28 protein-coding genes and 1 pseudogene are annotated in these 26,053 nt (G+C 61.0%); 11 read left to right on the plus strand and 18 right to left on the minus strand.

The features are described from left to right. Nucleotides 1–29 precede the first annotated feature (29 nt). The 6 genes and pseudogenes from BHMPCIPO_RS27505 to BHMPCIPO_RS27530 form a co-directional block, all read right to left on the minus strand. Nucleotides 30–643, minus strand: a pseudogene (locus BHMPCIPO_RS27505) (helix-turn-helix domain-containing protein). Nucleotides 644–801: 158 nt separating this feature from the next. Continuing rightward, complete coding sequence (locus tag BHMPCIPO_RS27510) at nt 802–1,602, minus strand: sterol desaturase family protein (RefSeq protein ID WP_173519889.1); 801 nt, start codon at nt 1,600–1,602, stop codon at nt 802–804. Nucleotides 1,603–1,682: 80 nt separating this feature from the next. Next, nucleotides 1,683–2,480, minus strand: coding sequence for a 3-methyl-2-oxobutanoate hydroxymethyltransferase (locus BHMPCIPO_RS27515; protein WP_173519890.1), 798 nt, complete (start codon nt 2,478–2,480; stop codon nt 1,683–1,685). A gap of 52 nt (nt 2,481–2,532) precedes the next feature. Then, nucleotides 2,533–3,759 (minus strand): NAD(P)/FAD-dependent oxidoreductase, encoded by a 1,227-nt coding sequence (locus BHMPCIPO_RS27520; RefSeq protein WP_173519891.1) that lies wholly within the window; start codon nt 3,757–3,759, stop codon nt 2,533–2,535. A 50-nt stretch (nt 3,760–3,809) separates the two neighbouring features. Continuing rightward, nucleotides 3,810–4,127, minus strand: coding sequence for a MocE family 2Fe-2S type ferredoxin (locus tag BHMPCIPO_RS27525; RefSeq protein ID WP_173519892.1), 318 nt, complete (start codon nt 4,125–4,127; stop codon nt 3,810–3,812). Nucleotides 4,128–4,156: 29 nt separating this feature from the next. Continuing rightward, the gene (locus BHMPCIPO_RS27530) at nt 4,157–5,248 is read right to left on the minus strand and encodes a fatty acid desaturase family protein (RefSeq protein ID WP_173519893.1); all 1,092 of its coding nucleotides are present in this window, start codon (nt 5,246–5,248) and stop codon (nt 4,157–4,159) included. 164 nt (nt 5,249–5,412) lie between these two features. On the opposite strand from BHMPCIPO_RS27530, the gene BHMPCIPO_RS27535 reads away from it, so the two are divergent. The 6 genes from BHMPCIPO_RS27535 (at nt 5,413) to BHMPCIPO_RS33535 (ending at nt 11,697) form a co-directional block, all read left to right on the plus strand. Next, on the plus strand, nt 5,413–6,444 hold the full coding sequence (locus BHMPCIPO_RS27535) for a LacI family DNA-binding transcriptional regulator (RefSeq protein WP_173519894.1): 1,032 nt from the start codon (nt 5,413–5,415) through the stop codon (nt 6,442–6,444). Between the two features lie 176 nt (nt 6,445–6,620). Then, entirely contained in the window at nt 6,621–7,433 is an 813-nt protein-coding gene (locus tag BHMPCIPO_RS27540) for a TIM barrel protein (RefSeq protein ID WP_173519895.1), read from the plus strand. Nucleotides 7,434–7,667: 234 nt separating this feature from the next. After that, on the plus strand, nt 7,668–8,597 hold the full coding sequence (locus tag BHMPCIPO_RS27545) for a sugar ABC transporter substrate-binding protein (protein ID WP_173519896.1): 930 nt from the start codon (nt 7,668–7,670) through the stop codon (nt 8,595–8,597). A gap of 163 nt (nt 8,598–8,760) precedes the next feature. Next, nucleotides 8,761–10,302 (plus strand): sugar ABC transporter ATP-binding protein, encoded by a 1,542-nt coding sequence (locus tag BHMPCIPO_RS27550; protein ID WP_173519897.1) that lies wholly within the window; start codon nt 8,761–8,763, stop codon nt 10,300–10,302. A gap of 34 nt (nt 10,303–10,336) precedes the next feature. Further along, nucleotides 10,337–11,362 carry an ABC transporter permease gene (locus BHMPCIPO_RS27555; protein WP_173519898.1) on the plus strand — a complete coding sequence of 342 codons (1,026 nt, stop codon included), beginning with the start codon at nt 10,337–10,339 and terminating at the stop codon, nt 11,360–11,362. Nucleotides 11,363–11,574: 212 nt separating this feature from the next. Next, the gene (locus tag BHMPCIPO_RS33535; RefSeq protein ID WP_268802306.1) at nt 11,575–11,697 is read left to right on the plus strand and encodes a hypothetical protein; all 123 of its coding nucleotides are present in this window, start codon (nt 11,575–11,577) and stop codon (nt 11,695–11,697) included. 117 nt (nt 11,698–11,814) lie between these two features. Here BHMPCIPO_RS33535 and BHMPCIPO_RS27560 read toward each other — a convergent pair whose 3' ends face one another. After that, entirely contained in the window at nt 11,815–13,194 is a 1,380-nt protein-coding gene (locus tag BHMPCIPO_RS27560; protein WP_173519899.1) for a sensor histidine kinase, read from the minus strand. Continuing rightward, nucleotides 13,191–13,868: a response regulator transcription factor gene (locus BHMPCIPO_RS27565; RefSeq protein WP_173519900.1), complete on the minus strand. Its 678-nt coding sequence runs from the start codon at nt 13,866–13,868 to the stop codon at nt 13,191–13,193. Before BHMPCIPO_RS27565 ends, BHMPCIPO_RS27560 begins: the two co-directional genes overlap by 4 nt. Before the next feature lie 77 nt (nt 13,869–13,945). Between BHMPCIPO_RS27565 and BHMPCIPO_RS27570 the strand changes: the two genes are divergently transcribed. After that, nucleotides 13,946–15,013 carry an ABC transporter substrate-binding protein gene (locus BHMPCIPO_RS27570; RefSeq protein WP_173519901.1) on the plus strand — a complete coding sequence of 356 codons (1,068 nt, stop codon included), beginning with the start codon at nt 13,946–13,948 and terminating at the stop codon, nt 15,011–15,013. 42 nt (nt 15,014–15,055) lie between these two features. On the opposite strand, the gene BHMPCIPO_RS27575 is transcribed toward BHMPCIPO_RS27570, so the two are convergent. Together BHMPCIPO_RS27575 and BHMPCIPO_RS27580 are read right to left on the minus strand one after the other, a co-directional pair. After that, entirely contained in the window at nt 15,056–15,502 is a 447-nt protein-coding gene (locus BHMPCIPO_RS27575) for a DUF1801 domain-containing protein (RefSeq protein WP_173519902.1), read from the minus strand. 68 nt (nt 15,503–15,570) lie between these two features. Then, a complete protein-coding gene (locus BHMPCIPO_RS27580) occupies nt 15,571–16,104 on the minus strand; it encodes a DUF1801 domain-containing protein (RefSeq protein WP_173519903.1) in 534 nt (177 codons plus the stop codon). 440 nt (nt 16,105–16,544) lie between these two features. Between BHMPCIPO_RS27580 and BHMPCIPO_RS27585 the strand changes: the two genes are divergently transcribed. The 4 genes from BHMPCIPO_RS27585 (at nt 16,545) to BHMPCIPO_RS27600 (ending at nt 19,900) form a co-directional block, all read left to right on the plus strand. After that, nucleotides 16,545–17,489: a Bug family tripartite tricarboxylate transporter substrate binding protein gene (locus BHMPCIPO_RS27585; RefSeq protein WP_173519904.1), complete on the plus strand. Its 945-nt coding sequence runs from the start codon at nt 16,545–16,547 to the stop codon at nt 17,487–17,489. Beyond that, nucleotides 17,486–17,977, plus strand: coding sequence for a tripartite tricarboxylate transporter TctB family protein (locus BHMPCIPO_RS27590; protein ID WP_173519905.1), 492 nt, complete (start codon nt 17,486–17,488; stop codon nt 17,975–17,977). The genes BHMPCIPO_RS27585 and BHMPCIPO_RS27590 overlap by 4 nt, the downstream gene beginning before the upstream one ends. 14 nt (nt 17,978–17,991) lie before the next feature. Then, nucleotides 17,992–19,509: a tripartite tricarboxylate transporter permease gene (locus BHMPCIPO_RS27595; RefSeq protein WP_173519906.1), complete on the plus strand. Its 1,518-nt coding sequence runs from the start codon at nt 17,992–17,994 to the stop codon at nt 19,507–19,509. A 223-nt stretch (nt 19,510–19,732) separates the two neighbouring features. Beyond that, nucleotides 19,733–19,900: a hypothetical protein gene (locus tag BHMPCIPO_RS27600; RefSeq protein WP_089045897.1), complete on the plus strand. Its 168-nt coding sequence runs from the start codon at nt 19,733–19,735 to the stop codon at nt 19,898–19,900. A gap of 178 nt (nt 19,901–20,078) precedes the next feature. On the opposite strand, the gene BHMPCIPO_RS27605 is transcribed toward BHMPCIPO_RS27600, so the two are convergent. The 8 genes from BHMPCIPO_RS27605 to BHMPCIPO_RS27640 form a co-directional block, all read right to left on the minus strand. Further along, nucleotides 20,079–20,525: a universal stress protein gene (locus tag BHMPCIPO_RS27605; RefSeq protein ID WP_173519907.1), complete on the minus strand. Its 447-nt coding sequence runs from the start codon at nt 20,523–20,525 to the stop codon at nt 20,079–20,081. 187 nt (nt 20,526–20,712) lie between these two features. Further along, nucleotides 20,713–20,988, minus strand: a complete 276-nt coding sequence (locus tag BHMPCIPO_RS27610) for a hypothetical protein (RefSeq protein ID WP_210266661.1) — start codon at nt 20,986–20,988, stop codon at nt 20,713–20,715. A gap of 101 nt (nt 20,989–21,089) precedes the next feature. Beyond that, complete coding sequence (gene virB11 / locus BHMPCIPO_RS27615) at nt 21,090–22,082, minus strand: P-type DNA transfer ATPase VirB11 (RefSeq protein WP_173519909.1); 993 nt, start codon at nt 22,080–22,082, stop codon at nt 21,090–21,092. Between the two features lie 10 nt (nt 22,083–22,092). Next, nucleotides 22,093–23,265, minus strand: coding sequence for a type IV secretion system protein VirB10 (virB10, locus tag BHMPCIPO_RS27620; RefSeq protein WP_173519910.1), 1,173 nt, complete (start codon nt 23,263–23,265; stop codon nt 22,093–22,095). Nucleotides 23,266–23,274: 9 nt separating this feature from the next. Continuing rightward, entirely contained in the window at nt 23,275–24,129 is an 855-nt protein-coding gene (gene virB9 / locus BHMPCIPO_RS27625; RefSeq protein WP_173519911.1) for a P-type conjugative transfer protein VirB9, read from the minus strand. Next, entirely contained in the window at nt 24,129–24,800 is a 672-nt protein-coding gene (locus BHMPCIPO_RS27630) for a VirB8 family type IV secretion system protein (RefSeq protein ID WP_173519912.1), read from the minus strand. Before BHMPCIPO_RS27630 ends, virB9 begins: the two co-directional genes overlap by 1 nt. Nucleotides 24,801–24,804: 4 nt before the next feature. Next, nucleotides 24,805–25,080, minus strand: a complete 276-nt coding sequence (locus BHMPCIPO_RS27635; protein ID WP_173519913.1) for a hypothetical protein — start codon at nt 25,078–25,080, stop codon at nt 24,805–24,807. A 37-nt stretch (nt 25,081–25,117) separates the two neighbouring features. After that, on the minus strand, nt 25,118–26,053 hold the full coding sequence (locus tag BHMPCIPO_RS27640; protein ID WP_173519914.1) for a TrbL/VirB6 family protein: 936 nt from the start codon (nt 26,051–26,053) through the stop codon (nt 25,118–25,120).

The following is a 26,053-nucleotide window of genomic DNA, read 5'->3' on the forward strand; positions in this document are numbered from 1 at the left end:
ATACTAGTCATCTGAATCCGAAATTCGTGTCATAAGCTGTTGTCGACCTTCTGACAGAAGCGCTTGACGGATGCGAGAATGTCGTCTGCCGATTTGGTCCAGCGATATGGCTTAGGGTTTTCGTTGTGGCGCTCGATAAAGCTTTTGATGTCGGCTTCGAGTTGAACAGTCGAAGTGTGGACGCCACGTCGTAGTTGCTTGACGTCTCACTGCGATGGGGCTGCAGGCCGAAGGCGTTCCATATCCGGCGGATCGTCGTGTGCGAAAAACCAGCGGCTCCTGCCATCGAGCGGATCGACCAATGGGTCGCATCCGTGGGCGTAGAACGCAGCGTGCGCTCGATCACAGCAGCAATCTGATCATCGCCGATCGTGCGGGGCCGGCCAGGGCGAACTTCGTCGAGCAGGCCATCGAGCCGATCTTTAAGAAAGCGCCGCCGCCATTTGCCAACCGTATGTTCATGCACGCCGAGTTCGCCGGCAACGACCTTGCTCGCAATTCCGTCGGCACAGCGAAGAATGATCCGGCACCGCTCTGACATGGAGCGAGCAACGCGATGCTTACGCACCTGCCGCTCCAAATACTCCCGCTCCGCCTCGCTCAAAATCAATGGTGCCGTCGGTCGGCCAGTCGCATTTGCCATTGCTCAACCTCCCATGAACAGGCAAAGCGTTCAGTTCCAGAAGACTAGAGTGGAGCCAGAGTACTCGCGCGTCAGCAGACAGGTCGCAGCTACGACCGACATACTGCCGCGTTGCCTAAGGAGCGCCCTGTCGCCATACCGCGGCCTCAACGAGCCCCTCAAGTCTCAACCGCTCCCGTCACGCTGGGCGCTTTTCGCAAATTGAGCGCTGGCGCCTCCCCTTCCAGCAACTCCACCCGCCGATCATAATTCGGCGCGATCGTCCCCATCACCCGGTCCCAGAACGAGAAATAGTTGGCGTAGTTGTATTTGAACTCGGCGTGGTGCTGGTCGTGATAGGTCGTACAAAGCATGGGCCAGGGATGGCGTGCCGTACGCGAGGCAAAGTATTCAAAGCCCGCGTGGCCGAAGGTGCCGTTGATCTGGTCGAACAACCGATGCGCCAAAAGAATGATCGGCGGGAACGGCACGAGGAAGGTGATGACGGCATAATAGCCCTGCGACAACGCCGTATCCACGAGGCCGATCGAATCGTTGCTCCAGACGGTCGGCGCGACGCTGCGGTGGTGGAGCAGGTGATACTTGTAGAAAGCCTTGGTGTGTAGCAGCCGGTGGGCGCAATAGAACCAGGCGTCGAAGAGCACCATGCAGAGCAGGAAGAGCGGCACGGCCGTCCACCAGCTGAAATCCCAGGGCGAAAAGAACGTCCAGCCCTGGTGCTGGACGAAGAGACCGATTGCGACCGACGTGCAGGTGACGAGGATTGATGCCATGCTCTGGCGGATTTCGGCGGCCTTGCGCTTCTCGCCGCGTCGCCCCTTCTGGATGCGGCGTTCGGGGTTGCGGTTGTTGAGCCATGTGATGCCATAGCCCAGAATGAAATAGACCAGCACCGTTGCCGCGTAGATGACAGCCAGCAAGGCAACAAAGGTAAGGCTGTCCTGGAGAAGGGCGCTCAAATCGAAATCCGCTGCGGAAAGGGAGGTTCAGATGCCGATGGACTATACCAACCGCCCTCCCCGAGGCAAGTCATCCGGCGCTAATTGCGTTCCAGTTCGGCCAGGAACGTTTTGAGCTCACTTTGATCAATGCCAACGAGATGCCGCTCTTCCGGATAGGCGCCGGATCGAACGTCTTCGGCAAATTCGGTGAATGCGCCAATCCGGTCCCGCTGAAGTCGATCATATTCGGCGGCGAAGTTGCGATAGGTCTTGGCGTGACGCGGCACGTGGCCGCGGTTGCTGCCGAGCACGTCATCGGCGAACAGGTATTGGGCGTCGCAACCCGAACCCGCCCCCATCGACAGCATCAGCATGGAGGTTCGCGCACTGATCGCCGATGCGACGTCGCCGGGCACGACCTCGATCTCGGCGGCGAACGCTCCAGCTTCCTCGAGTGCTTTGACTTGCCGCCAGATCTCGAGCGCGCTCGCCGCGGTCTTGCCAACCGCCCGGAACCCGCCGGTCCATGTGGCCTTGGAGGGGATGAGCCCGACATGGCCGCAGACTGGAATGCCCTCCTCCCGCATGCACCGGACGGTCGAAAGACCGGCAGCGCAATAGACGGCATCACCGCCGGCCTTCAGCGCTTTGAATGCCGCCCGGATGTATTCTTCCGCCGAAACGTAGTCGCCATATTCGAGACCGGGAAAGGCAAAACAGGTTGGCGCTGCTTCCCGAAACTGCGGCCCCAGCAGTGCCGGCGGTACGGAGACGAGGTCGATACCGGCAGCTTCCGCCGCTTCGGCTTCGTCGAGTGTTTCCACCCGCAGCATGGTGAGTTGGCGTTTGCCCTTCATCGATAGGAGGTCGGCAACGGTCGGGCGGCGGCTTTTCATGAGAAGTCTCCGAAGTCAGTGAAACAGGTGAGGATGGGCGACAAGGCTCGCACTAAGCGGCAAGCAGCGCCTTGAGTTTGGTTTCCGGCGAAACGAGCGCCCGAGGGTCGGGCCGTTTTCCGGCGGCAATCAACATTTCCGCAAGACGAATATCGCGCGCGACAACATTGCCTGAGCCAATACCGGATGCGGCAAGTAGGCGGCCGGCGTCGTCGAGATGGAAAAGGATGAAGGCGCCGCCGGCGAGGTCGCGGCGTACGGTTGTGGCCGCTCCGTCGGCAAGTCCGGCAATCTGCAATGTCAGGTCATATTGGTCGGACCAGAACCACGGTACGCTGGTGATCGGCTCGTCCGCGCCCAGCAGATTGCCGGCAACAAGCGTTCCTTGGTCCTGCGCATTGCGCCAGGCCTCAAGGCGCACCCTCCGGTCGCCATAGTGACAGAGCGGATAGGAGCAGCAATCGCCGGCCGCGAAGATATCGGGATCCGAAGTCTTGAGCGTCGCGTCGACCGCAATGCCATTGTCGATCATGAGACCCGCGGCTTCTGCCAACTCGGTATTCGGCGACGCGCCAATGCCGACGACCAGGAGATCAGCGTCGACCGATTGTCCGTTCGCAAGCAGGATGTGCACGCCGGCGTCATCCGCATCGATGCGATCGATTTTCATATCACAACGGATGTCGACGCCTTCCGCGCGGTGTCGCTCTGCGATGACGGTTGCGATCTCGGCGGGGACGGCGCGCGAAAGGATGCGTGGCAGTCCTTCAATGAGGACAACCTCCACCCCGAGCCGGCGCGCCGTTGCCGCCAGCTCCAGCCCGATAAATCCGCCACCGATGATGGCAAGCTTTCGCCCGGGCAGAAGTTCGCGCCGGATCTCCTCGGCGTCCGCATGCGTTCTGAGCGTGCGAACGCGGCGAGACGCATCATCGGTTCCGGGTATCGTTCGCGCTCGGGCGCCGGTCGTCAGCAGGAGCCGATCATAGGGGATGCTGCCGCCGTCGACCAGTTCGACGCGCTTGGCGACGCGGTCGATTGCCTTAACCGGACTGTCGGTCAGAACGTCGATCCCTGCGGTCGCGTAGCGTTCGGCATCGGCGACATATTTCGGTTGAACCTGTTCCTTGACGCCGTCCTTCGAAAGCGGCGGCCGTTCGTAGGGAAGATGCGGCTCGGCGCCGATCAACGTGATTGACCCGTTGCAGCCTTTCTCCCTCAGGGCAAAGGCAGCTCTCGCGCCGCATTCGCCGGCGCCGACAATGACGATTCCACCCATTTCAACCCTCCCTGCCCGCTCTTGCTGAACTTTTCGCGTTGAAGCCGCAATCAAGCGATCGCGATGAACACGCTTCCGGCCTCGACCTTCACCGGATAGGTCTTCAGGTTGACGCAAACCGGGGCGCCCTTGGCCTGGCCGGTCTTGTAGTTGAAGCGACCGTTGTGCTTCGGACATTCGATGATGTCGTCCATCACGAGGCCGTCGGCCAGATGGATATGCTCGTGCGTGCAAAGTCCGTCGGTCGCGAAATATTCGTCGTCCGGGCTCCGGTAGACCGCAAAGGTGCGACCTTCGTGGTCGAATCGGATGACGTCTTCTTCATCGATTTCGTCCGCCGCGCAGACTTCAACCCAGTTTCCGCTCATGATTTCCTCCCATTTCCTGATTTCATTGGTTATTCGGCTGCATTCGCGATCGCGTCGCTGTGAAACTCCTCGCGGTAGGGCTTCGCCGTCGCCGGCAGTTCGCGCTTCAGGAAATAATCCTCGTTGCGCAACTGCCGCAGGAAGGCCGGGATCATCTCGCGATAGCCGTGCAGCATCGACGGGTTCGGCGCCGGCAGATCGTGCTTGATCATCGCGTGAAGCTTCGGCAGCGCGTGATAGGGCACCATCGGGAACATGTGGTGCTCCACATGGTAGTTCATGTTCCAATAGACGAAGCGGCTGACCGGGTTCATGTAGACAGTGCGGCTGTTCAGCCGATGGTCCGTTACGTTGTCGGCGAGACCGCCATGCTGCAGCAGCCCGGTCAGCACATGGTGCCAGGCCCCGTAAAGCCGCGGCAGACCGATCAGCATCAGCGGCAGGATCGAACCGAGGTAGAGCGAGAGCGCGATCGTTACCGCGTAGATGGCAAACCAGATGCGGGCAACAAGGATCGCCTTCGGCTGCTCCATTTCCGGAATGAATGTCGCTTCCTCGGCACTGATGATGCCAAGCGTGTTGCGGACCATGTCGATGCCCGCATGCCAGACATCGAGAATACCGAAGAAGTTCAAGACGAGGCGCAGGAGATCCGGCGGCCGCATGACGGCGATCTCAGGATCGCGGCCGACGATGACGGTGTCCGTGTGGTGGCGCGTGTGGCTCCAGCGCCAGGTGACGGGGTTGCGCATGATCATGAAGCAGGCGATCTGGTAGACGGCGTTGTTCATCCACATCGTCTTGAACGCCGTGCCATGCCCGCATTCGTGCCAGCGACTGTCAGAGGCCGAGCCGTAGAGGACGCCATAGGCGAGGAAACACGGAATGGCCCACCAGCTGCCCCAGAGGGTGATGCCGAGCCCGCCGAAGAGAACGAGGCAACCGAGCCAGATCGCGGTGTCGCGAATGGCCGGTCCATCCTCACGCTTCATCAGTTCCTTCATCTGCTTGCGCGGGATCTCCGTGTGATACCACTCCGCGGCCGAAAGGCCGTTGGCGACGGCCGCCTGGGCATCACGCCCGAGGAGACTGTAATCTCGCTTCGTTGGAACCATCGCCATTTGCTCTCCTCCCTGCGATCCGGCCAGCTTGGCCAGGAGCGTCCGATGTCGTGCAATGACGATAGGTTGACTTTTGCTAGGTCTCAATGCAGCAATGATATATTCTCTCAAATGATGTCATTCACTGCATATCATTCGTGATGCAAACCTATCAGGAGGAAGCGATGAGCAGTCGTCCGACCATTGCCGACCTCGCACGGGCTGCCGGCGTCAGTGTCGCGACTGTCGATCGCGTCCTGAATGGCCGCCATCCCGTGCGCGAGGAAACGGCGCGCCGTGTCTACGAGGCTGCCAAGTCTATCGGCTACCACGCAGTCGGCCTCATTCGCCAGCGTGTCTTCGAGGATCTGCCGCAATACAAGCTTGCCTTCGTGCTGCAGAAGCCGGAGCAGTCCTTCTACAAGGCGGTTGCAAAGGAGATCGAGAACGCCGCATTGTCGCTGTCGAACGCGCGCGTATTCGCGCAGATCGACTTCGTGGCAAATTCCACGCCGACGGCGATAACCGACAAGCTCCGCGCTGCCGCGGCGCGAAACCAGGCAGTTGCGCTCGTCGCCCCCGACTACCCGGCTGTCACGGCCGCGATCGAGGAATTGAAGGAGCGCGGAATTCCGGTCTTCTCGCTGCTTTCGGACTTCGCCGCCGGCGTGCGTGAAGGTTATGTCGGGCTCAACAACCACAAGGTCGGTCGAACCGCCGCATGGATGATCGCCAAGGCGGCCAAACGCCCCGGCAAGGTGGCAGCCTTCGTCGGCAGCCATCGCTTCCTCGGCCACGAGCTTCGAGAGATCGGGTTTCGCTCCTATTTCCGCGAGCATGTGCCAGATTTCGAAGTCCTTGATACCATGGTCAACCTCGACACGGCCGAGATCACGCACGAAGCAACGCTGAACCTTTTGCAGCGCCACCCGGATCTGATCGGCTTCTACGTCTGCGGCGGAGGCATGGAAGGCGCCATCTCGGCTATCCGCGAGGAAAAACTGGAAGGCAAGCTCATCGCCGTCGTCAACGAACTGACGCCGGAGTCCCGAGCAGCCCTTGGAGACGACGTCGTCACGTTGGCGATTTCGACCCCAACCGCGGCCCTGGCACGCGAAACGATCAATCTGATGATCCAGGCGATCGACAAAGGTCCGACGGGCGCCCCAGGGCAAACATTCCTTCCCTTTGACCTCTTCACGCCCGAGAATATCTAGCGAACCGTGATAGATTTATATCATTGACGAAAGACAATATTGCAGCAATGCAAGCTGTTTGAGCGCCATGCTCTTTGACTGTTCTCCAGCAGTTGGTGAAATGTCCGCGACGATGTAAATGGAATGAACGTTCTATTTATAGCGCGCAACCCATCCCCACTGGAGGAGACATTCCCGTGACAGCCCTGCCCTTCGCCCTCAATCATATGACGACGCCCGGCCTTTCGCTCGGCGCCTTCTTCGAACTTGCAAAGTCCCTAGGGATCACCTCCGTTGAAATCCGCAACGACCTTGCGGGCAATGCCATCATCGACGGCACACCGGCCAAGGATGTAGCGGCACTCGCCGCCAGCAACGGCATTACGATCATCTCCATCAACGCGCTGCAGCGCTTCAACGAATGGAATTCGGCGCGTCAGAAAGAGGCCGAAGAGTTGATCGCCTATGCGCGCGACTGCGGCGCCAAGGCCCTCGTTCTCGTTCCCGTCAACGACGGCTCCGGCCAGGCGGACGGCGAGCGTCAGGCAAATCTTCGCGAAGCACTTACCGCACTGAAACCGATGCTCGAATCGGCCGGAATCGCCGGCCTCGTCGAGCCGCTGGGCTTCGAAATCTGCTCGCTGCGCTCGAAGACCGAGGCAGTCGAGGCGATCAAGGCCACCGGAGGCGAGAAGACCTTCCGGCTGGTGCACGACACGTTCCACCACCATCTTGCCGGCGAGCCCGCGACCTATCCTGAGATGACCGGGCTCGTGCATATTTCCGGCGTAACCGACGGCCGGATTGCCGTTTCCGATCTGCGCGACTCGCATCGCGTTCTGGTCGACCAGGACGACCTTCTCGACAACGTCGGACAGATCCGGCGCCTGCGTACCGAAGGCTATGCAGGACCGCTTTCCTTCGAGCCGTTTGCCGCCGAAGTTCACGACGTTGCCGATCCCGCTGCTGCGATCAAGCAGAGCATGGACCACATTCGAGCCCGGATCTGACCTGTCGCCGCGGGCGACGGGAAAACGATGAGGGCGCCGCAACAGGTCTTGACGGCGCCTCATAAAAATGGAATACATATTCCGTGATTGCAATTTACTGGTTCGTTTGTTCCGTTTTTTCTTTGAAGGCGTAACGGGAGTGGCGCTTTCAATGTGAATGAGCGCAATCCGGCAAGGATTGCGCTCCCGGCAAGGAGAAGGTGTCGCCGGGCACCATTGTGGAGGAGAAAGACTATGAAGAAATTCGTGCTGGGCACAGCGCTGGCAGTGATGATGTCGACGGTTGCGCATGCCGAGACCATCGGCGTATCGATGGCCCTTTTCGATGACAACTTCCTGACGGTCTTGCGCAACGGTATGTCCGACTACGCAAAGACCCTCGACGGCGTCGAGCTGCAGATCGAAGACGCGCAGAACGATGTCTCGAAGCAGCAGAGCCAGATCCAGAACTTCATCGCCGCCGGTGTCAGCGCCATCATCGTCAACCCGGTCGATACCGACGCGACAGCAGCCATGTCGAAGATTGCGGCAGACGCCGGCATTCCGCTCGTCTATGTCAACCGCGAGCCGGTCAACGTCGACACCCTGCCGGAGAAGCAGGCTTTCGTCGCTTCGAACGAACAGGAATCCGGCACGCTGCAGACGCAGGAAATCTGCAAGATGCTCAACGGCAAGGGCAAGGCCGTCGTGATGATGGGCGAACTCTCCAACCAGGCTGCCCGCATGCGTACCAAGGATATCCACGACGTTCTGGCAACCGACCAGTGCAAGGGTATCGAGATCGTCGAGGAGCAGACTGCCAACTGGTCGCGTACCCAGGGCTCCGACCTCCTGACGAACTGGCTGTCGGCCGGCGTTGAATTCGATGCCGTCATTTCGAACAACGACGAAATGGCGATCGGCGCGATCCAGGCGCTGAAGGCCGCTGGCCGCTCGATGGACTCGGTCGTCATCGGTGGTATCGATGCGACACAGGACGCACTTGCGGCCATGGCTGCGGGCGACCTCGACGTGACCGTGTTCCAGAACGCTGCCGGCCAGGGCAAGGGTTCGGTGGACGCTGCACTCAAGCTCGCCAAGGGCGAACCGGTCGAAAAGAAGGTCTATATTCCCTTCGAGCTGGTGACCAAGGAAAACCTCGACACGTATCAGGCGAAGAACTGATCGCCTTCAAACGAGAGCGCGGAAACTTCCGCGCTCTCGTTCAAATGCAAGTCCCGCTGCGGATGTCCGCGTCCCGTTGGATGCGACCTGCGACAAATGGGCTGGTGACCCGCCAGCAACGAGGCCTTTCGGCAACAGCCGGAAATGACGGGGAGGCAATTAAATGACGCTCAGTCCGACAACGATGGCAGCCGTGCGCGCCAGCGGCGCCGTGCCCAAGGCCGAATATCTTCTTTCGGCGGAAGGCATCCGCAAGGAATTCCCGGGTGTCGTTGCCCTCGACGACGTCGAGTTCAAGCTCAAGCGCGGCACGGTCCATGCGCTGATGGGCGAAAACGGCGCCGGCAAATCCACGCTGATGAAAATCCTCGCCGGCATCTATACGCCCGATAAGGGCGAAGTCAGGCTGAAAGGCGTCGACATCCGTCTAAAGTCGCCGCTCGACGCGCTCGAAAACGGCATTGCCATGATCCATCAGGAACTGAACCTGATGCCGTTCATGACGGTGGCGGAAAATATCTGGATCCGCCGCGAACCGAAGAACCGCTTCGGCTTCGTCGATCACGGCGAGATGAACCGCATCACGGCCCGACTTTTCGATCGCCTGAAGATCAAGATTGATCCGGAGATCGAGGTGCGCCACCTGTCAGTCGCCAACCGCCAGATGGTCGAGATCGCCAAGGCGGTTTCCTACGAATCCGACGTCTTGATCATGGACGAGCCGACCTCGGCGCTGACCGAGCGTGAGGTCGCGCACCTGTTCGAGATCATCCGCGACCTGCGCGAACAGGGCATCGGTATTGTCTACATCACCCACAAGATGAACGAGCTCTTCGAGATCGCCGACGAGTTCTCGGTGTTCCGCGACGGCAAGTTCATCGGCACCCATGCCTCGAGCGACGTCACCCGCGATGACATCATTCGCATGATGGTTGGCCGCGAGATCACCCAGATGTTCCCGAAAGAGGAAGTGCCGATCGGCGACGTCGTGCTTTCGGTGAAGAACCTGGCGCTCGACGGTGTCTTCCGCGATGTCTCCTTCGATGTCCGCGCCGGGGAAATCCTCGGGATCGCCGGCCTCGTCGGCTCCGGCCGCTCGAATGTCGCCGAAACGCTCTTTGGCGTGACACCGGCGAGTTCCGGCACGATTGCGATCGACGGCAAGGCGCTTTCGATCGACAGCCCGAACACGGCTATCAAGAACCGCATGGCGTTCCTGACCGAGGACCGCAAGGACACGGGCTGTCTTCTGATCCTCGACATCCTCGAAAACATGCAGATCGCCGTGCTCCAGGATCGCTTCGTTAAGGGCGGCTTCGTCACCGAGAAGCAGATCACCGTCGCTTGCGAAGAGATGAGCCGCAAGCTGCGCGTTAAGACGCCGAACTTGCAGGAGCGCATCGAGAACCTCTCCGGCGGTAACCAGCAGAAAGTGCTGATCGGCCGCTGGCTGCTCACCAATCCGCGCATCCTGATCCTCGACGAGCCGACACGCGGCATCGATGTGGGCGCCAAGGCGGAAATCCACCGCCTCGTCACCGAGCTGGCGCGAAACGGTGTCGCCGTCATCATGATTTCTTCGGAAATGCCAGAGGTGCTCGGCATGAGCGACCGCATCATGGTCATGCACGAGGGCCGCGTCACCGGCTTCCTCGACAGGGCGGAAGCAACCCAGATCAAGGTCATGGAGCTCGCCGCGAGCTGAGCGGGAAGCGACCCGACGAAAGGGAGGAATGAAAATGGATACCAATGTCGCCGCACAGGGCACGAGCACGGCGCTCGTTGGCGCAAAGCGCCGCCTGCCGCCCGAATTCAACATCTTCCTGGTGCTGATCGGCATCGCCCTCGTCTATGAAGTTCTCGGCTGGATCTTCGTTGGCCAGAGCTTCCTCATGAATTCGCAGCGCCTGACGATCATGATCCTGCAGGTCTCGGTGATCGGCATCATCGCCGTCGGCGTGACCCAGGTCATCATCACCGGCGGCATCGATCTCTCCTCAGGCTCCGTCGTCGGCATGACGGCGATGATCTCGGCAAGCGTCGCTCAGGCATCAACCTGGCCACGGGCCCTCTATCCGTCGCTCACCGACATGCCTGCGATCGTTCCGATCGGCCTTGGGATCGGCATCGGCTTGCTCGCCGGCGTCATCAACGGCCAGCTCATCGCCCGCACGAAGATCCCGCCTTTCATCGCCACGCTCGGCATGATGGTGTCGGCACGCGGCATTTCCAAGTGGTACACCAAGGGACAGCCGGTCTCGGGCCTCACCGAGCAGTTCAACTTCATCGGCACCGGCATCTGGCCCGTCATCGTCTTCCTGGTCGTCGCGATCATCTTCCACATCGCACTGCGCTACACCCGTTACGGCAAGTTCACCTACGCAATCGGCGCCAACGTCCAGGCGGCGCGCGTCTCGGGCATCAATGTCGAAGCGCACCTGATCAAGGTCTACGCCATTGCCGGCATGCTGGCGGGGCTCGCCGGTGTCGTTACCGCTGCCCGCGCTCAGACGGCCCAGGCCGGCATGGGCGTCATGTACGAACTGGACGCGATCGCCGCGACCGTCATCGGCGGAACGTCGCTGACCGGCGGTGTGGGCCGGATCACCGGCACGGTCATCGGCACGATTATCCTCGGCGTGATGACCTCTGGTTTCACCTTCCTGCGCGTCGACGCCTACTATCAGGAAATCGTCAAGGGCCTGATCATCGTCGCCGCCGTCGTCATCGACGTCTATCGACAGAAAAACCGCAAGAAGGTCTGAAGCTCTAAAGAAAAACTCTCCTCCCAGTGAAGCCAACTGGCCGGGATGATGAAAATCATCCCGGCATTTTGTTTTTCACGTCAGGTATTTCGCCCCTCTTCTACCACTTTCCACATATGCTTGGCGCGCAGGTCTGCCCCGGCGCGGGCGCTCTGGCACGATCCTTTGTGATGCACTATATGCATGCTGTCCAAAACTATCGGAGACCTATCATGTTGTCGCAGCGCAAGCTTGCGAGCCAGTTTCAGCCGCGTTTCGTTCTTCAGCTCTGGAACGCGATGCTGCGGGTACAGACCCGCGAGACAGCTTCTCTCTTCGGCCAGCGCGGCCGCTAAGCAAGTTAATCGAAAATGCCGCAACCATTTGGCGTGTCGATCTGACCGCCTGCAGATGGTTTTACTCATCCGGCCCGCCGTCGCGGCGCCGGAGGGGCCGGCAGCGCCGGCCTGTAACTAGCCCGCCGGAAAGCGGATGGTCACCTTCAGGCCGCGACCGTCCGCCCCTTCGTTGAGACTGGTCGTCGCCCCATAAAGATCCGCGATCTCCTCGACGATCGGCAGGCCGAGCCCCGAACCCGGCGCTTCGCTGCCTCCGCGCTCGAAGCGCCGCAACACTCTCTCGCGCAACTCCGCCCGAATGCCCGGGCCATTATCCTCGACCTCCAGCGACACGGATCCGCTGTCTGCAACAACGCGTGTCGTCACTTCGGCACCTGAGCCGGCATAGAGCAAGGCGTTGCCGATCAGGTTCTTGAGCATCTCGGCCACCAGCAGCGGCTCGGCGCGAATGAAGGCTTCGCCTTCGCCGTCGAAGCCGAGATCGATATCGGCCTCTCCAGCCGCCGGCACGTGTTCCGCGGTGATCTCGCGCGCGAGTTCGACAAGATCGACACGCTCCAGCATCCGCGCCTCGTTCTTGCCCGCCGCGTCGATTTTCGCCATCAGCAGCAATTGCCCCAGGATGCGTTCAGCATTGGCGACGGCTTCGTCGGCCTTTTTCACAGCACTCTTCGTCTCCTCGAAGGACCCGGCACGCTGAGCCAAGGCGAGCTGGGTCCGAATGATCGCAAGCGGCGTTCGCAATTGATGGCTGGCGTTGCCGGTGAAATTGCGCAGCGCATCGAGCGCCGATTGCAGCCGCCCCATGAAGGAATTGACCGTGTCGACGAGCCCCTGGACTTCGTTTGGCACGCGTTCACCAATCGGGTGCAGATCATCAGGATTACGCTCGGCGATCGCGTCTCCCAGCCGATAAAGCGGGCGCAGCGAAAATGTGACTGCGATCCAGACGATAACCGCGGCGCCGGCGATCATCATGCCGAGACGAAGAGCCGATCGGACCAGAATGGTCTGCGCCAGTTGCCGGCGCGCAATCGTCGTTTCGGCAACGGTGACGACGAAGGGCACCGAATTGATGCCGGTCGAGGCGGAACGGCGAAGGGCGGCGATGCGGATCGGTTCGCCACGAAAGGTCGCATCCGCGAAGGTCGTGGATGTCCCAGGTTCTTCGGCAAGCGACGGAAGCGTCTGGTAGCCGGTGATGAACTGGCCGGGCGGGCCGTCGACCCTGTAGAAAACGCGATCCTGTGCGGCAGAGGTCAGCATCTCCAGGGCGACATAGGGGATATCGACCTCGAGCGAGCCGTCCTCTGCCACGACCACACGCTCCGCGATCGCCAAGGCGGAGCCAGCGAGCACGCGGTCGGAGACGACGTTGGCGGTCGTGACCGCCTCCCGATAGGTATCCATGAGCGCAATCACGCCGATGACGACTGTCGAAATCAGCAGCCAGCCAAGTAGGCGCCGGCGGAGGCTGTAGACCGTCGCTCTCATTCGGGCCCGGCCATCTTGTCGAGGTAGTAGCCAATGCCGCGGGCGGTGCGAACGGTGAGGCCATGCGGCGCCAACCGCTTGCGCAGCCGGCTGACATATTGCTCGATCGCATTGGGGCTCAAATCGTCGTCGAAGCCGGTCAGCGACTGCATGATCGCATCCTTGGCGACCACCTTGCCGGCCCGCATGAACAGGAGTTCGAGAAGGCCTAATTCGCGCGCAGGGATCTCGATCGGCGCGCCGCCTGAGGAGAAGCTGCGGGTATTGAGATCAAGCGAAACATTGCCATAGCTCACCGTGGATGCCCTGAGGCCCGCCTGCCGGCGCAGCAACACGCGCACGCGCGCCTCGAGCTCCCCGACGTCGAACGGCTTGATCATGTAGTCGTCGGCGCCGAGATCGAGCCCCTTGATCCGTTCCTCAGGCGCTCCCCGCGCAGTAAGGATCAGCACCGCCGCACGGTTCTGCCGGGCGCGCATTGCCCGTAGCACATCGAGCCCGTCCATTTCCGGCAGGTTGAGGTCGAGAATGACGAGATCGAAGGTTTCAGCCGCAGCGACCGCATGCGCCGACGCCCCGTCACTGACGACGTCGACGGCGTAGCCGCTGCCACGCAAAATGGCAGACAAACCCTCGGCCAGGTCCTGGTTGTCCTCAACAAGCAAGATGCGCAAATATCGTCACTCCCTGCACCACCTTATCCGGCGACGCCTTGCTTGTGAACGGTGACGCACTGAGGCATTGTGGATTCATGCGGTTCTTGATTTCTCTTCTTTTTTTTGCCCTCTGCCCCCGGCTGCTGCTTGCGGCACCGATCATATTTCCAGCTCTTTCCGGCAGCTCCGATGCACGCACGCTTGTGGTCTATTCCTCGCTCGATGAACCTCTCGCCAGGCCGATGATCATCGGCTTCCAGAGGGCCAATCCGGATGTGGCCGTACGCTACGAGGACATGCTGACCGGCGAGATCTACGACCGCATCGTCAAGGAAACGGACGCCGGCATGAAGACGGCGGACTTCGCCTTTTCTTCCGCCATGGACCTGCAAGTCAAGCTCAGCAACGACGGCTACGCCCAGCGCAGTGACCTGCCGATGAGCGACCGCTGGCCCGCCTGGGCGAACTGGCGCAACACGGCCTATGCGCTGACCTTCGAGCCGGCCGTCTTCGTCTATCACAAGCCAAGTTTCACGACGGAGAAACCGCCGTCGACACGGGCCGAATTCGTCAATTATCTGAAGCGCCAGGGTGCCAACGTCTTCGGGCGCATCGGAACCTACGACATCGAGCGCTCCGGCGTCGGCTTCCTGTTCATGTCGCGCGACCAGGAGCAGTTCGGCGATATCTGGAACGTGATTCAGGCCATGGGTGCCGCCGGCGTCAAGCTCTACTCCACCAGTGAGGCCATTCTCGAGCGTGTCGCCGACGGGCGTTTCGTGCTCGGCTACAATATTCTGGGCTCCTACGCGGCGGACTGGGCAGCGCGGCATCCGGATGTCGGGATCGTTCTGCCCAAAGACTACACGGTGGTGATGTCGCGAATTGGCCTGGTTCCACAGGCCTCGGCCTCTCCAGACCTTGGACGGCGCTATCTCGAATTCTTCATGTCCAAGGAAGGACAGACGATCATGGCGCGGGAACTGCAGATTGCCGCCGTCAGCCCCGAGGTCGCCGGCGAGAACACCGCGAATACGATGCAAGAGATGCTCGGCGCTCAATTGCGCCCCGTTCCCGTCAGCCCCGGGCTGATGGTCTATCTTGATCAGGTGAAACGCTCGCGGTTGATCGCCAAATGGAACGAGGTCCTGCGGCTCCACTGAAAACAAGGCGCGCGCCAAGTCGGCCGCGCCTTATCTGAGTTTTCAGGCCCTCTTCCGGGACCGGCCGCTACGCTCGGCCTGCACCGACAGGTTCAGGTCCACAGCCGCTTGAATGAGAGCCTTCAAGGCCTCTTCGTCGAACTGTTCGCCCTCATGAATATCGATTGCCCGCCGGACATTGCCATCAAGGCTCGAATTGAAGAGACCCGCCGGATCTTCGAGCGACGCCCCCTTGGCGAAGGTCATCTTGACCACGGACTTGTAGCTCTCGCCGGTACAGATGATCCCCGCATGTTCCCAAACCGGAACACCTCTCCATTTCCATTCCTCGACGACCTCAGGATCGGCTTCCTTGATCAGTCTCCTAACCCGGGCAAGCATCTCGCCCCGCCAGTCATCCAGTTCCGCGATCCTGGCATCGATTCGTTCGGAGGCAGACGCTTCTCCGTCCGCGGCGTCAGTCTTTATCGTCTTCGTCTTCTTCTTCATCCCATCATCTCCTCTCCGGTGCCACACGTTGCACGCAGGGTTCGCTCGCGCAACACCTAGCTTTCCGCTCACATGCGTTCGCCGGGCAATCGGCTCGCTTGTTTTACCCAATCGCTGAATTGAGCCTCGTCAATCTCGTCCTTCTCGTGGATATGGAAATAACGCGCATTCGCGATCTTGGATTCGACTGGCGGCGGCGGGCTCAGGGACGCGCCGTTGTAAAACGCGACCTTGATATATTTGGCAAAGCAGTGAATGCCGAGGAACCAACCGTTGCCCTCCATCCCATAGAGCGGCGAATTCCACTTCACCGCCTTTTGCGCTTCCGGGACGGCACGCATGACGAGTTGGTCGAGACGGCGTCCGACCGCGCTCTTCCAGCCCGGCATGGCGGCAATATAGGCTTGGACCGGTGCATCGCCGTAGCCCTTGGCGATCTGAGGATTACCGCCTGAAAGCAATTTCGGCTGGTCCGCGGGCGCCTGTCCCTTCTCCTCTTTTTTGCCTTCGTTTTTGGCTGACACACTCGCCCGCGCAGCGTTTTCTTTTGCGGGCCGCTTCGATGTAGCCTTGGCGATATTGGAATTGGCTGTCTTGGTCATGGCTCCATCCTTTCGAACAGGTCTTCGGGGTGGCGGGCGCGACACTACCACAGCTTGTCGTCCTCGCGATATCGCGACCATCATCCGTGGAGCCGGCTCCGAGGTTTCGATTCGCCCCTTTCCCGGTGGATCTACCTCTGCGAACCCGACCAGCCAGACTGGCAGCGACGCCATTTCCCTCGCCGGCGGGGCCACGAGCCTAAGATTTCGTAAACGCCATGCCTCGAAAAGCGCATTCGGGGCTTGATGTCAGCTAAATGTCAGCTTTCTATGGTGCCTTAGGGTCACTGGCACCCGTGGAGGCGGGTTTGCCGGTTGCGTACTGGGAGGAAGCCACCAATCCGGTCAAGCGATAAGGGTCGAAAGAACCCGTCGCCGTCTTCCCGTCCGCACGCAGAAACAACGTGCGCGGTGAAAACGCGCCTCACGGAGGACTGACCTTGAAACATTTTTTCCTCGCAACGATTCTCGCCGGCGCCATGGCACTGCCGGCCTTTGCCGCTGACTACACCATCATTGCACCGGCAAACCCGGGCGGCGGCTGGGACCAGACGGCCCGCTCGCTGCAAACGGTCATGCAGCAGGAAGGCATTTCCGGCAACGTTCAGGTTCAGAACGTACCGGGCGCCGGCGGCACCATCGGTCTCGCCCAGTTCGCAAGCCAGCAGAAGGGCAACCCGAACGCCCTGATCGTCGGCGGATACGTCATGGTCGGCGCGATCCTGACCAACAAGTCTCCGGTTACCCTCAAGGACGTGACGCCGATCGCCCGCCTCACCGGCGAATATGAAGCCGTCGTCGTACCGGCTGCTTCCGAAATCAAGACCATGGGCGATCTTGTCGAAGCGCTGAAGAAGGATCCGGGCGCGGTCTCCTGGGCAGGCGGCTCGGCCGGCGGTACCGACCATATCGCCGTTGGCCTGATCGCCAAGGCTGCCGGCGTCGATCCGACCAAGATCAACTACATCGCCTACTCCGGCGGCGGCGAAGCGCTTGCAGCAATCCTCGGCAGCCAGGTGACGGCTGGCGTTTCGGGCTACGGCGAATTCGAATCGCAGATCAAGGCCGGCACGCTTCGTCTGCTCGCAGTCTCGGGCCCCGAGCGTATTGCGGGCGTCGACGCTCCGACGCTGAAAGAGGCCGGTGTCGACGTCGTCGTCGAGAACTGGCGCATGGTCGCGGCTGCTCCGGGCCTGACCGACGAGCAGAAGGCGGCCGTATCGGCCGATATCGAGAAGCTTGCCAAGTCCGCTGGCTGGCAGGAAGTGCTGAAGACCAAGGGCTGGCAGGACAGCTACCTCGCCGGTGACGCCTTCAACGCCCAGCTTGAGAAGGACGTTGCGGCAACCGAAGGTGTTCTCAAGGACATTGGACTGGTGAAATGACCAAGGGGCATCACCCTTCCACTCCAACGCGCCGCCCGGATCGGGCGGCGCTCTTCATCGCGGCGGTTCTCGCCGCTATCGCTGGACTCATTTTCTGGGACGTGTCGCGCTTGACCGGTACTGCCGGTTATTCCCAGGTCGGACCGACGACGGTCCCCTATGCGATCGCCTGGTGTCTTCTCGGCCTGTCGATCTGGACCGTGTTCGAAGCGCTCCGCGGCGATTTTCCCGAGCGTGAGCGCCAGGAGGTTGCCCCGGTCATCTGGATCGTCGCAGGTCTTGCAGCCCAGATGCTCCTGCTCAACGTCGCGGGCTTTTCGATCGCCACCGGCATTCTGTTTGCCTTGACCGCACGCGGTTTCGGCAAGCGCAGGCTCTGGCTCTCTCTCCCCGTCGGCATCGTGCTCTGTTTCGTCGTCTGGGTTGTCTTCGCCAAGCTCTTGCAATTGTCGCTGCCCGCAGGGCCGCTTGAACGCCTGTTCTTCTAAGAGGGCCGACGACCATGGCTACTTTTGATTTCCTGCTGCAGGGATTGCTGGTTGCTGCGCAGCCGATGAACCTGCTCTATGCGCTGATCGGCGTGACGCTCGGCACGGCCGTCGGCGTTCTGCCGGGCATCGGCCCGGCGCTGACCGTGGCGCTCCTGCTGCCCGTTACCTATCGGCTCGACCCTGGCGGTTCACTGATCATGTTTGCCGGCATATATTATGGCGGCATGTATGGCGGCTCGACCACGTCGATCCTCTTGAACACGCCCGGCGAAAGTGCCTCGATCGTCACTGCGCTCGAGGGCAACAAGATGGCCCGAGCCGGCCGCGGTGGTCCTGCTCTGGCAACGGCCGCAATCGGCTCCTTCGTCGCCGGCCTCATCGCCACGCTCGGCCTCGCCTTCATCGCCCCTTACATTGTCAAACTGGCCCTGGTATTCGGTCCCCGCGAATATTTCGCGCTGATGGTTCTTGCTTTCGTCACCGTTTCTTCGGCCTTCGGCGACTCCACCCTTCGCGGCCTCACGTCGCTGTTCGTCGGCCTGGCACTTGCCGTCGTCGGCATCGACCAACTGACCGGCCAGGCGCGCCTTTCGTTCGGCGTTCCGGAACTGCTTGACGGCATCGAAGTGACGACGCTCGCCGTCGCGATGTTCGCCATCGGCGAAACGTTGTTCATTGCCGCCCAGGGCGACAAGGGGCCCGACAAGGTCGAGGCTGTCCGTGGGTCAGTCTGGATGAGCGCTGCCGACTGGGCGCGTTCCTGGAAGGCCTGGCTGCGTGGCACCGTCATCGGCTTCCCGATCGGCGCTATGCCAGCCGGCGGCGCCGAGATCGGCACCTTCCTGTCCTATGCGACGGAAAAGCGTCTGACCAAACATCCGGAAGAGTTCGGCAATGGCGCGATCGAGGGTGTCGCCGGTCCGGAAGCGGCCAACAACGCCTCTGCCGCAGGCACGCTCGTGCCCTTGCTGACGCTCGGCCTGCCGACGACCGCGACGGCCGCGATCATGCTCGCCGGCTTCCAGCAATACGGTCTCCAGCCCGGCCCGCTGCTGTTTGCCACCAACCCGCAGCTCGTCTGGGGATTGATCGCCAGCCTGCTGATTGCCAACTTCATGCTGCTGGTGCTGAACCTGCCGCTGATCGGGCTCTGGGTGAAGCTGCTGACGATCCCGAAACCTTGGCTCTATGCCGGCATTCTCCTGTTCGCGACGCTCGGCACCATCGGCGCCAATCCGTCGGTCTACGAACTCGGCATGCTGCTTGCCTTCGGCCTGCTCGGCTATGCCATGCGTGTCTTCGGCTATCCGATCGCCCCTGTCGTCGTCGGACTGATCCTCGGACCGCTTGCCGAACAGCAGCTGCGCCGGGCGCTTTCGATCAGCCAGGGAGACATCACGGTGCTGTTCACGTCGCCGATTGCCGCCGTGCTGCTGGTGATCGCGGCTGCCGCCCTGATCGTACCGCTGATCCTTAGGGCCCGCGGCCGTGGCGAAGTGCTCGCCCAGCTCGCGGCCAGCGAAGACTAGATCGTTGAAACGACGCAATTCCGAACGGAAAACCGTTTCAAACTTTTCGTGGAATTGCTCTGAATAGCGCCTCCTCCCAGGGCCTATCCGCAGGCCCGGTCGGTTTGACTGCCGACCGGGCCTGCTTCCATTGCATGGCTGGGGTGCCCGATTGTGCATTGCAAAAAGAACGGTGAAAGCCCATCTTTTCCTCATCAGAGAGAAAACGAAAGCGAGCAAGAAGATGGCTACCACAACTTACCACAAGGGTTTCATCGGCCGTGCGTTCGCAGTTCTCGGCGCTGCCAGCGCTGCGGCCGCCGCTGTCGAAGGTCACCGCCGCCCGAAGGCAAGCGACCTGCGCACTCTCGGCATCGACCCGGCAAACTTCCCGGACACGCGCCGCGGCTAACCAATTCCAGCGCCTCGAGGGGCGCCTTATCCTCCCAAGGATCAAACGGCCCGGGATCAGAAGATCGCCGGGCCGTTGCTATGTTGGAAAAGCGCGTCCCCCTCATCCGGTACCGTCATACGCCTTCAGCGCGCTGCCGGCGCACGCAGGACATAACGACGCGTAGAGCTACGTCGCCTCATTTCTTCGCGCGATAGATCAATACCGGTATCGTCGAATGAGCCAGCACCTTGGCAGCTACGCTGCCGAGCATCAGGCTTCCGACGCCACCACGTCCATGCGATGCCATGATGATGAGATCGGCATCTTTCTGTGTCGCTTGGTCGATGATTGCTCGGTAGACCTCGTGGCTGCTGACCTGCTCCGTCTGGCATGTCACGCCTTCCGCCTCTGCCTTGCGCGCCAGAGCCGCCAGCATTTCCGCGGCATGCTTGCTGGCCAGCGCCTCATATTCGTCGCGCGTGCCCGACAACTGCTCGGGATCGACCGAAAAGAGATGGTATGGTTCGGTAACCGCAAGGATGGTCACTTTTGCGCTGACCTCCTTCGCAAAAGTTATGCCTGCATCGACCGCGATTGTTGCCAGGGGCGAACCGTCGGTGGGTATGAGAATGTTGCGAAACATGGAATCCTCCTCTTCCGATTTCCGGAAAGAGCCTAGCACCGACGGCGGCCTATTCCTTGATCCCGATCAACGTTCCGCACTTCAGCAGGGAGGCGACGAGTTTGCCTGAGAGATGGCTTGCCGTTTCCCACATTAAATGGCCCCGATCGCGAGACCACCACGCAATTTTGCGTTCTGGCGAGGCCGCTTAGCGGCCTTTTCCGAAACGAAAGAAATCCCGCAGTCGCCGGCGCAGGATATAGGACCAAGGTACGTCTGCCTCGATCGCCTCGTAGCCGGCCCGTGTCAGCGAGAATTCGACGCGGCCATCGTCCACTGCTCTTCGCGTAATGTATTGCATGTTCAGGGCGCGGAAAACCGCCGGATGCAGTTCCGGTGGCCAGTAGATTTCGTCTGCCGGCACCCGATAGGCACCAGCGTTATAGAGCTCCTCAAGCACATTCCTTAGATCAATGGCCAGCATTGAATGTTTATCTGGCGCAGCACGCGGTTTGGCAATGCACGGCACGACGACCCAAAGAGATAGGGTCGAGGTTTTCAGCACCGTTCTTGAACATCTGTCCGTCAGTGGGCTCTGAAATAGATCTCGGTCACGCGAAACTGCCCATCGATGCGCTTACATTGTACGACGACGTCAATTGCAATTTTCAGGAGTTCGCGGATGTCAGTGCGCTCCAGGTATTGACCGCCCTCCGATTCCTTTACGAGTAGCGTCAACTGTTCAAACGCCAGTTTCGCGGAGTCGGCGTGCACCGTCGTGATCGAGCCGGGATGCCCAGAGTTCACGTTGCGGATGTAATAGAAAGCCGTCCCATCGCGCAGTTCCTGTAGAAGGATTCGATCGGGCCGCATGCGCAGACAGGATTCCAGGAGTTCCTTCGCACCGACTCGCGCAAGCCCTTGGCCTCCCTTGGAATAGAACAGCCGGACGTGGTTCGGCTGCTGGATCACGAGTTCCGGCGTGTCTTCGATCGAGATGACCCGCTCATCATCCGGAATATGACGAATGAGTGCCTTGGAGAGCGTGGTCTTCCCCGACCCCGTCGCCCCTGAGATCACAATATTCTTTCGGGCCAGCACCGCTTGGCGGAAGAACTCGGCCCACGCGCCCCTTTGATGCAGATCGATGAGTTTCCGGTCCGTCGCACCGGCCACGTGACTACCGGGCGTCATATCAGCGAACAAGCCAGCCTTCTCCAGGTCATCGAGCGTGAATGTGACCAATGATGGCTTTCGGATAGTGATGCTGACCGTGTTCCGAGCGGTCGCAGGCGGGATGACGATCTGGATTCGCTCATCCCCCGGCAGTGTTGCCGACAGGATCGGCCGCGTTTCATCGATGGATTGATGGGAAAAACTGGCCACGGCCCGGGCAAGACGCATCAGCTTTTCGAAGGATAGCTCCGGCAGATCATGGGTCCGCCATCCACCGGAGCCTTCGGTCAGCACCTGCCCAGGCCTATTGACGATCACTTCGTAGAGCGAGGAGTCGTCAAGGAACGGCGCGAACGGAGACAGCAGTTCACGAACGACCGCAGCGTCAGGACCCTCCGTCATCGCCCCTACCCTACTTCGTCACGAGCGTCGACCGCGGGCTGAAATCCCCCAGCACCGCGCGGTCAAAGACCTTGTTCTTCGGCTCGGTCACCCGCAATCCGTAAACACCGGAAAAGTCGAGATCACGTGCGACGAAGATCGAGACGAGCTCGCCTTGGTGCTTGTTGAGCGTCGGAGGAATGTTGATTGATTGCTCGACAGCGATGGCTGCCGCCTGCTGGCCCGCGTTTGTGGTGTTCTCAGCGTCTACGTCGCTGTTCCGCAGGCGACTGTTGGCATAGCTCGTGGCATCACCGACGATGGATAGGAGAAGCGCACTCCCGAACCGCTCCCACCAGTGGGTGTCGACATACCCGTCGACGCCGGCCCGGCCGAGCGCATCCGTCGCCGGCGAGGCCAAGGTGACGATGACGCCGTTCGGGGTTTTTGCACGGCTCCAGAGCACGAAGAGGCGCTTCTGTCCTCGCTGTAAGCCGCCCCGATATTCGCCGACAACTTGCGTGCCTTTCTCCAGCAGCACGACCCGGCCATTGTCCGAAAGGACATCCCGGTTGATCACGCAGCTTGTGAAGCCAGGCTGATCGGATGCCATGGCCGTTTCCAGGACACAGGGTATCGAGGTTCCCATCGCAACGATGAAGTTTCGATTGCCGAGCGTGCCGGCGCGCGAGCCTTCAAGCCTGGTCGGCCGTAGCAATCCGTTGAACCGCTGTTCATCGGCACTGGCCGCATTCTGGTCGATCATGTTTCCATCGAGCGGCAGGAAATTGCTGTCCGTCGACATGGCGGGACCCGCGGTCTCACGGTGCGATGTCGTGTTCTTCTGGCCACCGCTGAAGGCCATGACCGGAGCTCGGCGCGCCGAGTCGAGCAGCGGATCTTCGTCCTCCACCTTCTCAGGCGCGAGAGGGGTCGGCAGCCTCATTTCTGGCACGGCTTGGGCCGGCTCTACCTTTTCTTTGACCGGCTCGAAATTTGCCGTTTGCCGGATGACAACCCGCTCGGCTCTGGTTGTGTCCGTCGGAGTCTTCTCGCCGCTCATCGACCACAGAGCGAAGGCGATAAAGGTAACAACGGCCAGCGCAACCGCGCCGCGCCTCAAGGCGGGATTGCTGTCGATCTTCCCGCCGGAAACCGTTTCGGCGCGTTCCCCCGGTATCCGGCTTTCATCTTCATGAACCATGACCGCTTCCTATCGCGTCACGTCGGCGTCGGTTCGAACGATGCGCTCGACCGACGGCGAGGTCGTATTGGTGTCCGGGTTGATACCTGCCCGATCGTAGGCCTCATTGAAGACGCAGAGCACGTCCCGTCCCCTCCGCAGGATGAACTTCCGGCCAATCGCATGGACCAGGACGAGATTCCCATCTACGGATTTGGGCACAAGGCTCTCGCTGCCGTCCGAGTTCTCTATGTAGACGGCCGGCATTTCCTGATTGCCAACGAAGGAAAAGGTCGTGACCTTGCCATTGTCGTAGACCGATTGCGGCTCCAGGGCTTGGGAGCCTTGCGCCGAGTAGCGCCAATTCCGCGGCCCATAGGTCTCATGAATGGCCAGCACGTTGTCGGCCTCCTTCGCCTGTGCGGCGACCGCTCGCGCCGCCGCGGCCTGGCGCTGCCGTTCAACTTCGTCGGCCGGATAGCGGTACTTGACGTAGAAATAGGTATTCTGGCCGACCTCCACCGTTCCGTCTCGCACCGTCAGCTCCATCTGGTAGCTGCGCGTGGAGCCATCGCGCCGTGTGGTGACGACAGAGAGATTGGTGACTGGCTGATTTTCCCGGGGTTTGAGGAACAGGATGTTGCCGGCCGGTGCGACCTCCCAGGCGACGCTGTTGCCAAGCGCGACATGGGCAATCTCCTCGTCGGCCGCGAACTCGACCTGCACCGAGGACCGCAGAGAGCCGATAATCCGGGTGATGTTGTACGGCTGGTAGTCGACGAAACGGACACGGCTGTCCTGCGATGCGCCACGCGGGATTTCGAGGGCGAGCGCCGTGGCGGCGGAGGTCGTAAGGAGGAGGGTGGCGACGAAAATAGCCCGCATCAGTTGATGGCCTCCGGATCGGCTCGGTATTCGCCGACAGCAAAACCGAGAGGATTCACCAGCCGATCCGTCGATGACATCGGCGCATTTGCATAGGAGAAGGTGAGCGTCGCAACCCAATGTGTTGTCCGTACTTCTTCCCCGCGGGTGATCGTGCGCATGTAGCGGACAGATACGACATGCGGATTGATCAGTGAGATCGAGGCGATGCTGATGCGTGCGGTGGCGCCGCGCCCGTAGGTGTTCTGTGGCGACTCCGGATTGCTGCCGCGATAGAGCGCCGAAAACCGAGCCTGCTCCGGCTGCGTCGAGAGAAGCGCGACTGTGCGGAAATTCTCTTCCGCCTCGCTCCAGACGTAGCCTTCGCGGGCGCGGACGTATTTCGCGGCGAAGTATTTGGTCACAGCCTCATCGTAAGTGCCGGCCGTCGACGTCAGCGCCGAGACGACATCGACGATGCCAGTCGAATTGTCGACCCGCACGACAAACGGCTCGACCGTTTTCAGCGGCGTGAGGCCAGCGACGGCAAATATGGAAGCGCCCGCAAGGATACCGGCCACGATGGCCACGGACCAGGCGATGCGTGCCGAGCGCTCGACCTGTATCATGCGATCCTGGTCGAAACGCCGCGCCCTTTCGAAATATGTCTTGAGTTCGTCCGCGGAGACCATGGCGTCAGCCCTCGCATGGACGATAGGAGGCGTCGATGCCGAGATGGGCGAAGGCGGGAGGCTCCCTGCCCTTATTGACATAAGCGGTGGCGACGGACTGAGAGGCCGCCGGTCGCGCATCCGACTGTTTTTGTTTGAGGTAGCTATTGTCTTCCCACTGCCACATGGCGCGATTAAGCGGGCGGCGCGAATAGCCGTCGCATTTCGGGAGCGGATACGTCAGCGACGCACAGCCGCTTAAGGCGACCGCCATGCAGAGCAGCGGAAATGTTCTGATCATTCCTGAAGTGCCCTTTTTCTTGTTCGTGCGAAAAGCGTCACGATCCCGAGCCTTTCGACGTGAATGTTCGAGCAACCGCCCGGGCACCGCGTCCGGCCGCACGGGCGGTATGGGACGCCGCCCAGGCGAGCGTGCTTTCGTGGGCGTCGCGTGCAGCACCGTAGCCGTAGGTCAACGACGCGCCGCCGGCGGCAAGCGCCGAAGCGATGTTCGGCAGCTGATAGAAGACATAGAGGGCAGCGAGGCAGATGGCACAGAGCGCGGTTGGACGCATCAGCACGTCGCTATATCCTTGAATTGCCGTGAAGGTCGTATCAATGCAGGTGATCAGCAGTGAGCCGACGGCGACAACGAGCACCTGGAGGATCACGAAGCTCACAATCTGTCCCAGCCACGCCTCGGTGAAGCGCCGCGTCGCCTGGAACATGGCGAGCGCCACGAAGACCGGTCCGATCGCGAGCACGATGGCGAGCGCCAGCCGGGCATAAAGCGAAACAACGTAGCCGATCGCCGCTACCGTGAAGCTCGCGCCGATCACCATTGCGCCACCGATACCCAACACAATACTCGACGACCAAGTGGCACGGGACCAGATATCGATGGCCGAATCCTGTCCCTTGTCGAGCAGACTGTCGAACGTTGTGGCGCTCGGCGCCGCGCCGGTATTCAGTGCCTGCGATATCTCACGCGGCAACACCTCGAAGAAGATGTTAGCGACATAGGTTTGGTACTCGTTGGCGTTCTTCGCCAGCATGACGATGATGGAGAGCTTGATCGCCCGATAGGCGAAGTCAAGGATCGGCTCCTGGACCGACCCGCGAAGCACAAGGTAGCCATAGAGCACCACATAGAGGGTGACCGCTGCCGTCAGTGGGCCCGAGATCCACTCGGAGACGTTCGAGGTCCCGTCGGAGATAAAGGTCTCCAGCGGTGCCTTGAACTGCTCGTCGACGAAGGCGAAGACCTGATACAT

Source organism: Ensifer sesbaniae (genome assembly GCF_013283665.1).
Taxonomy (GTDB): Bacteria; Pseudomonadota; Alphaproteobacteria; order Rhizobiales; family Rhizobiaceae; genus Ensifer; species Ensifer sesbaniae.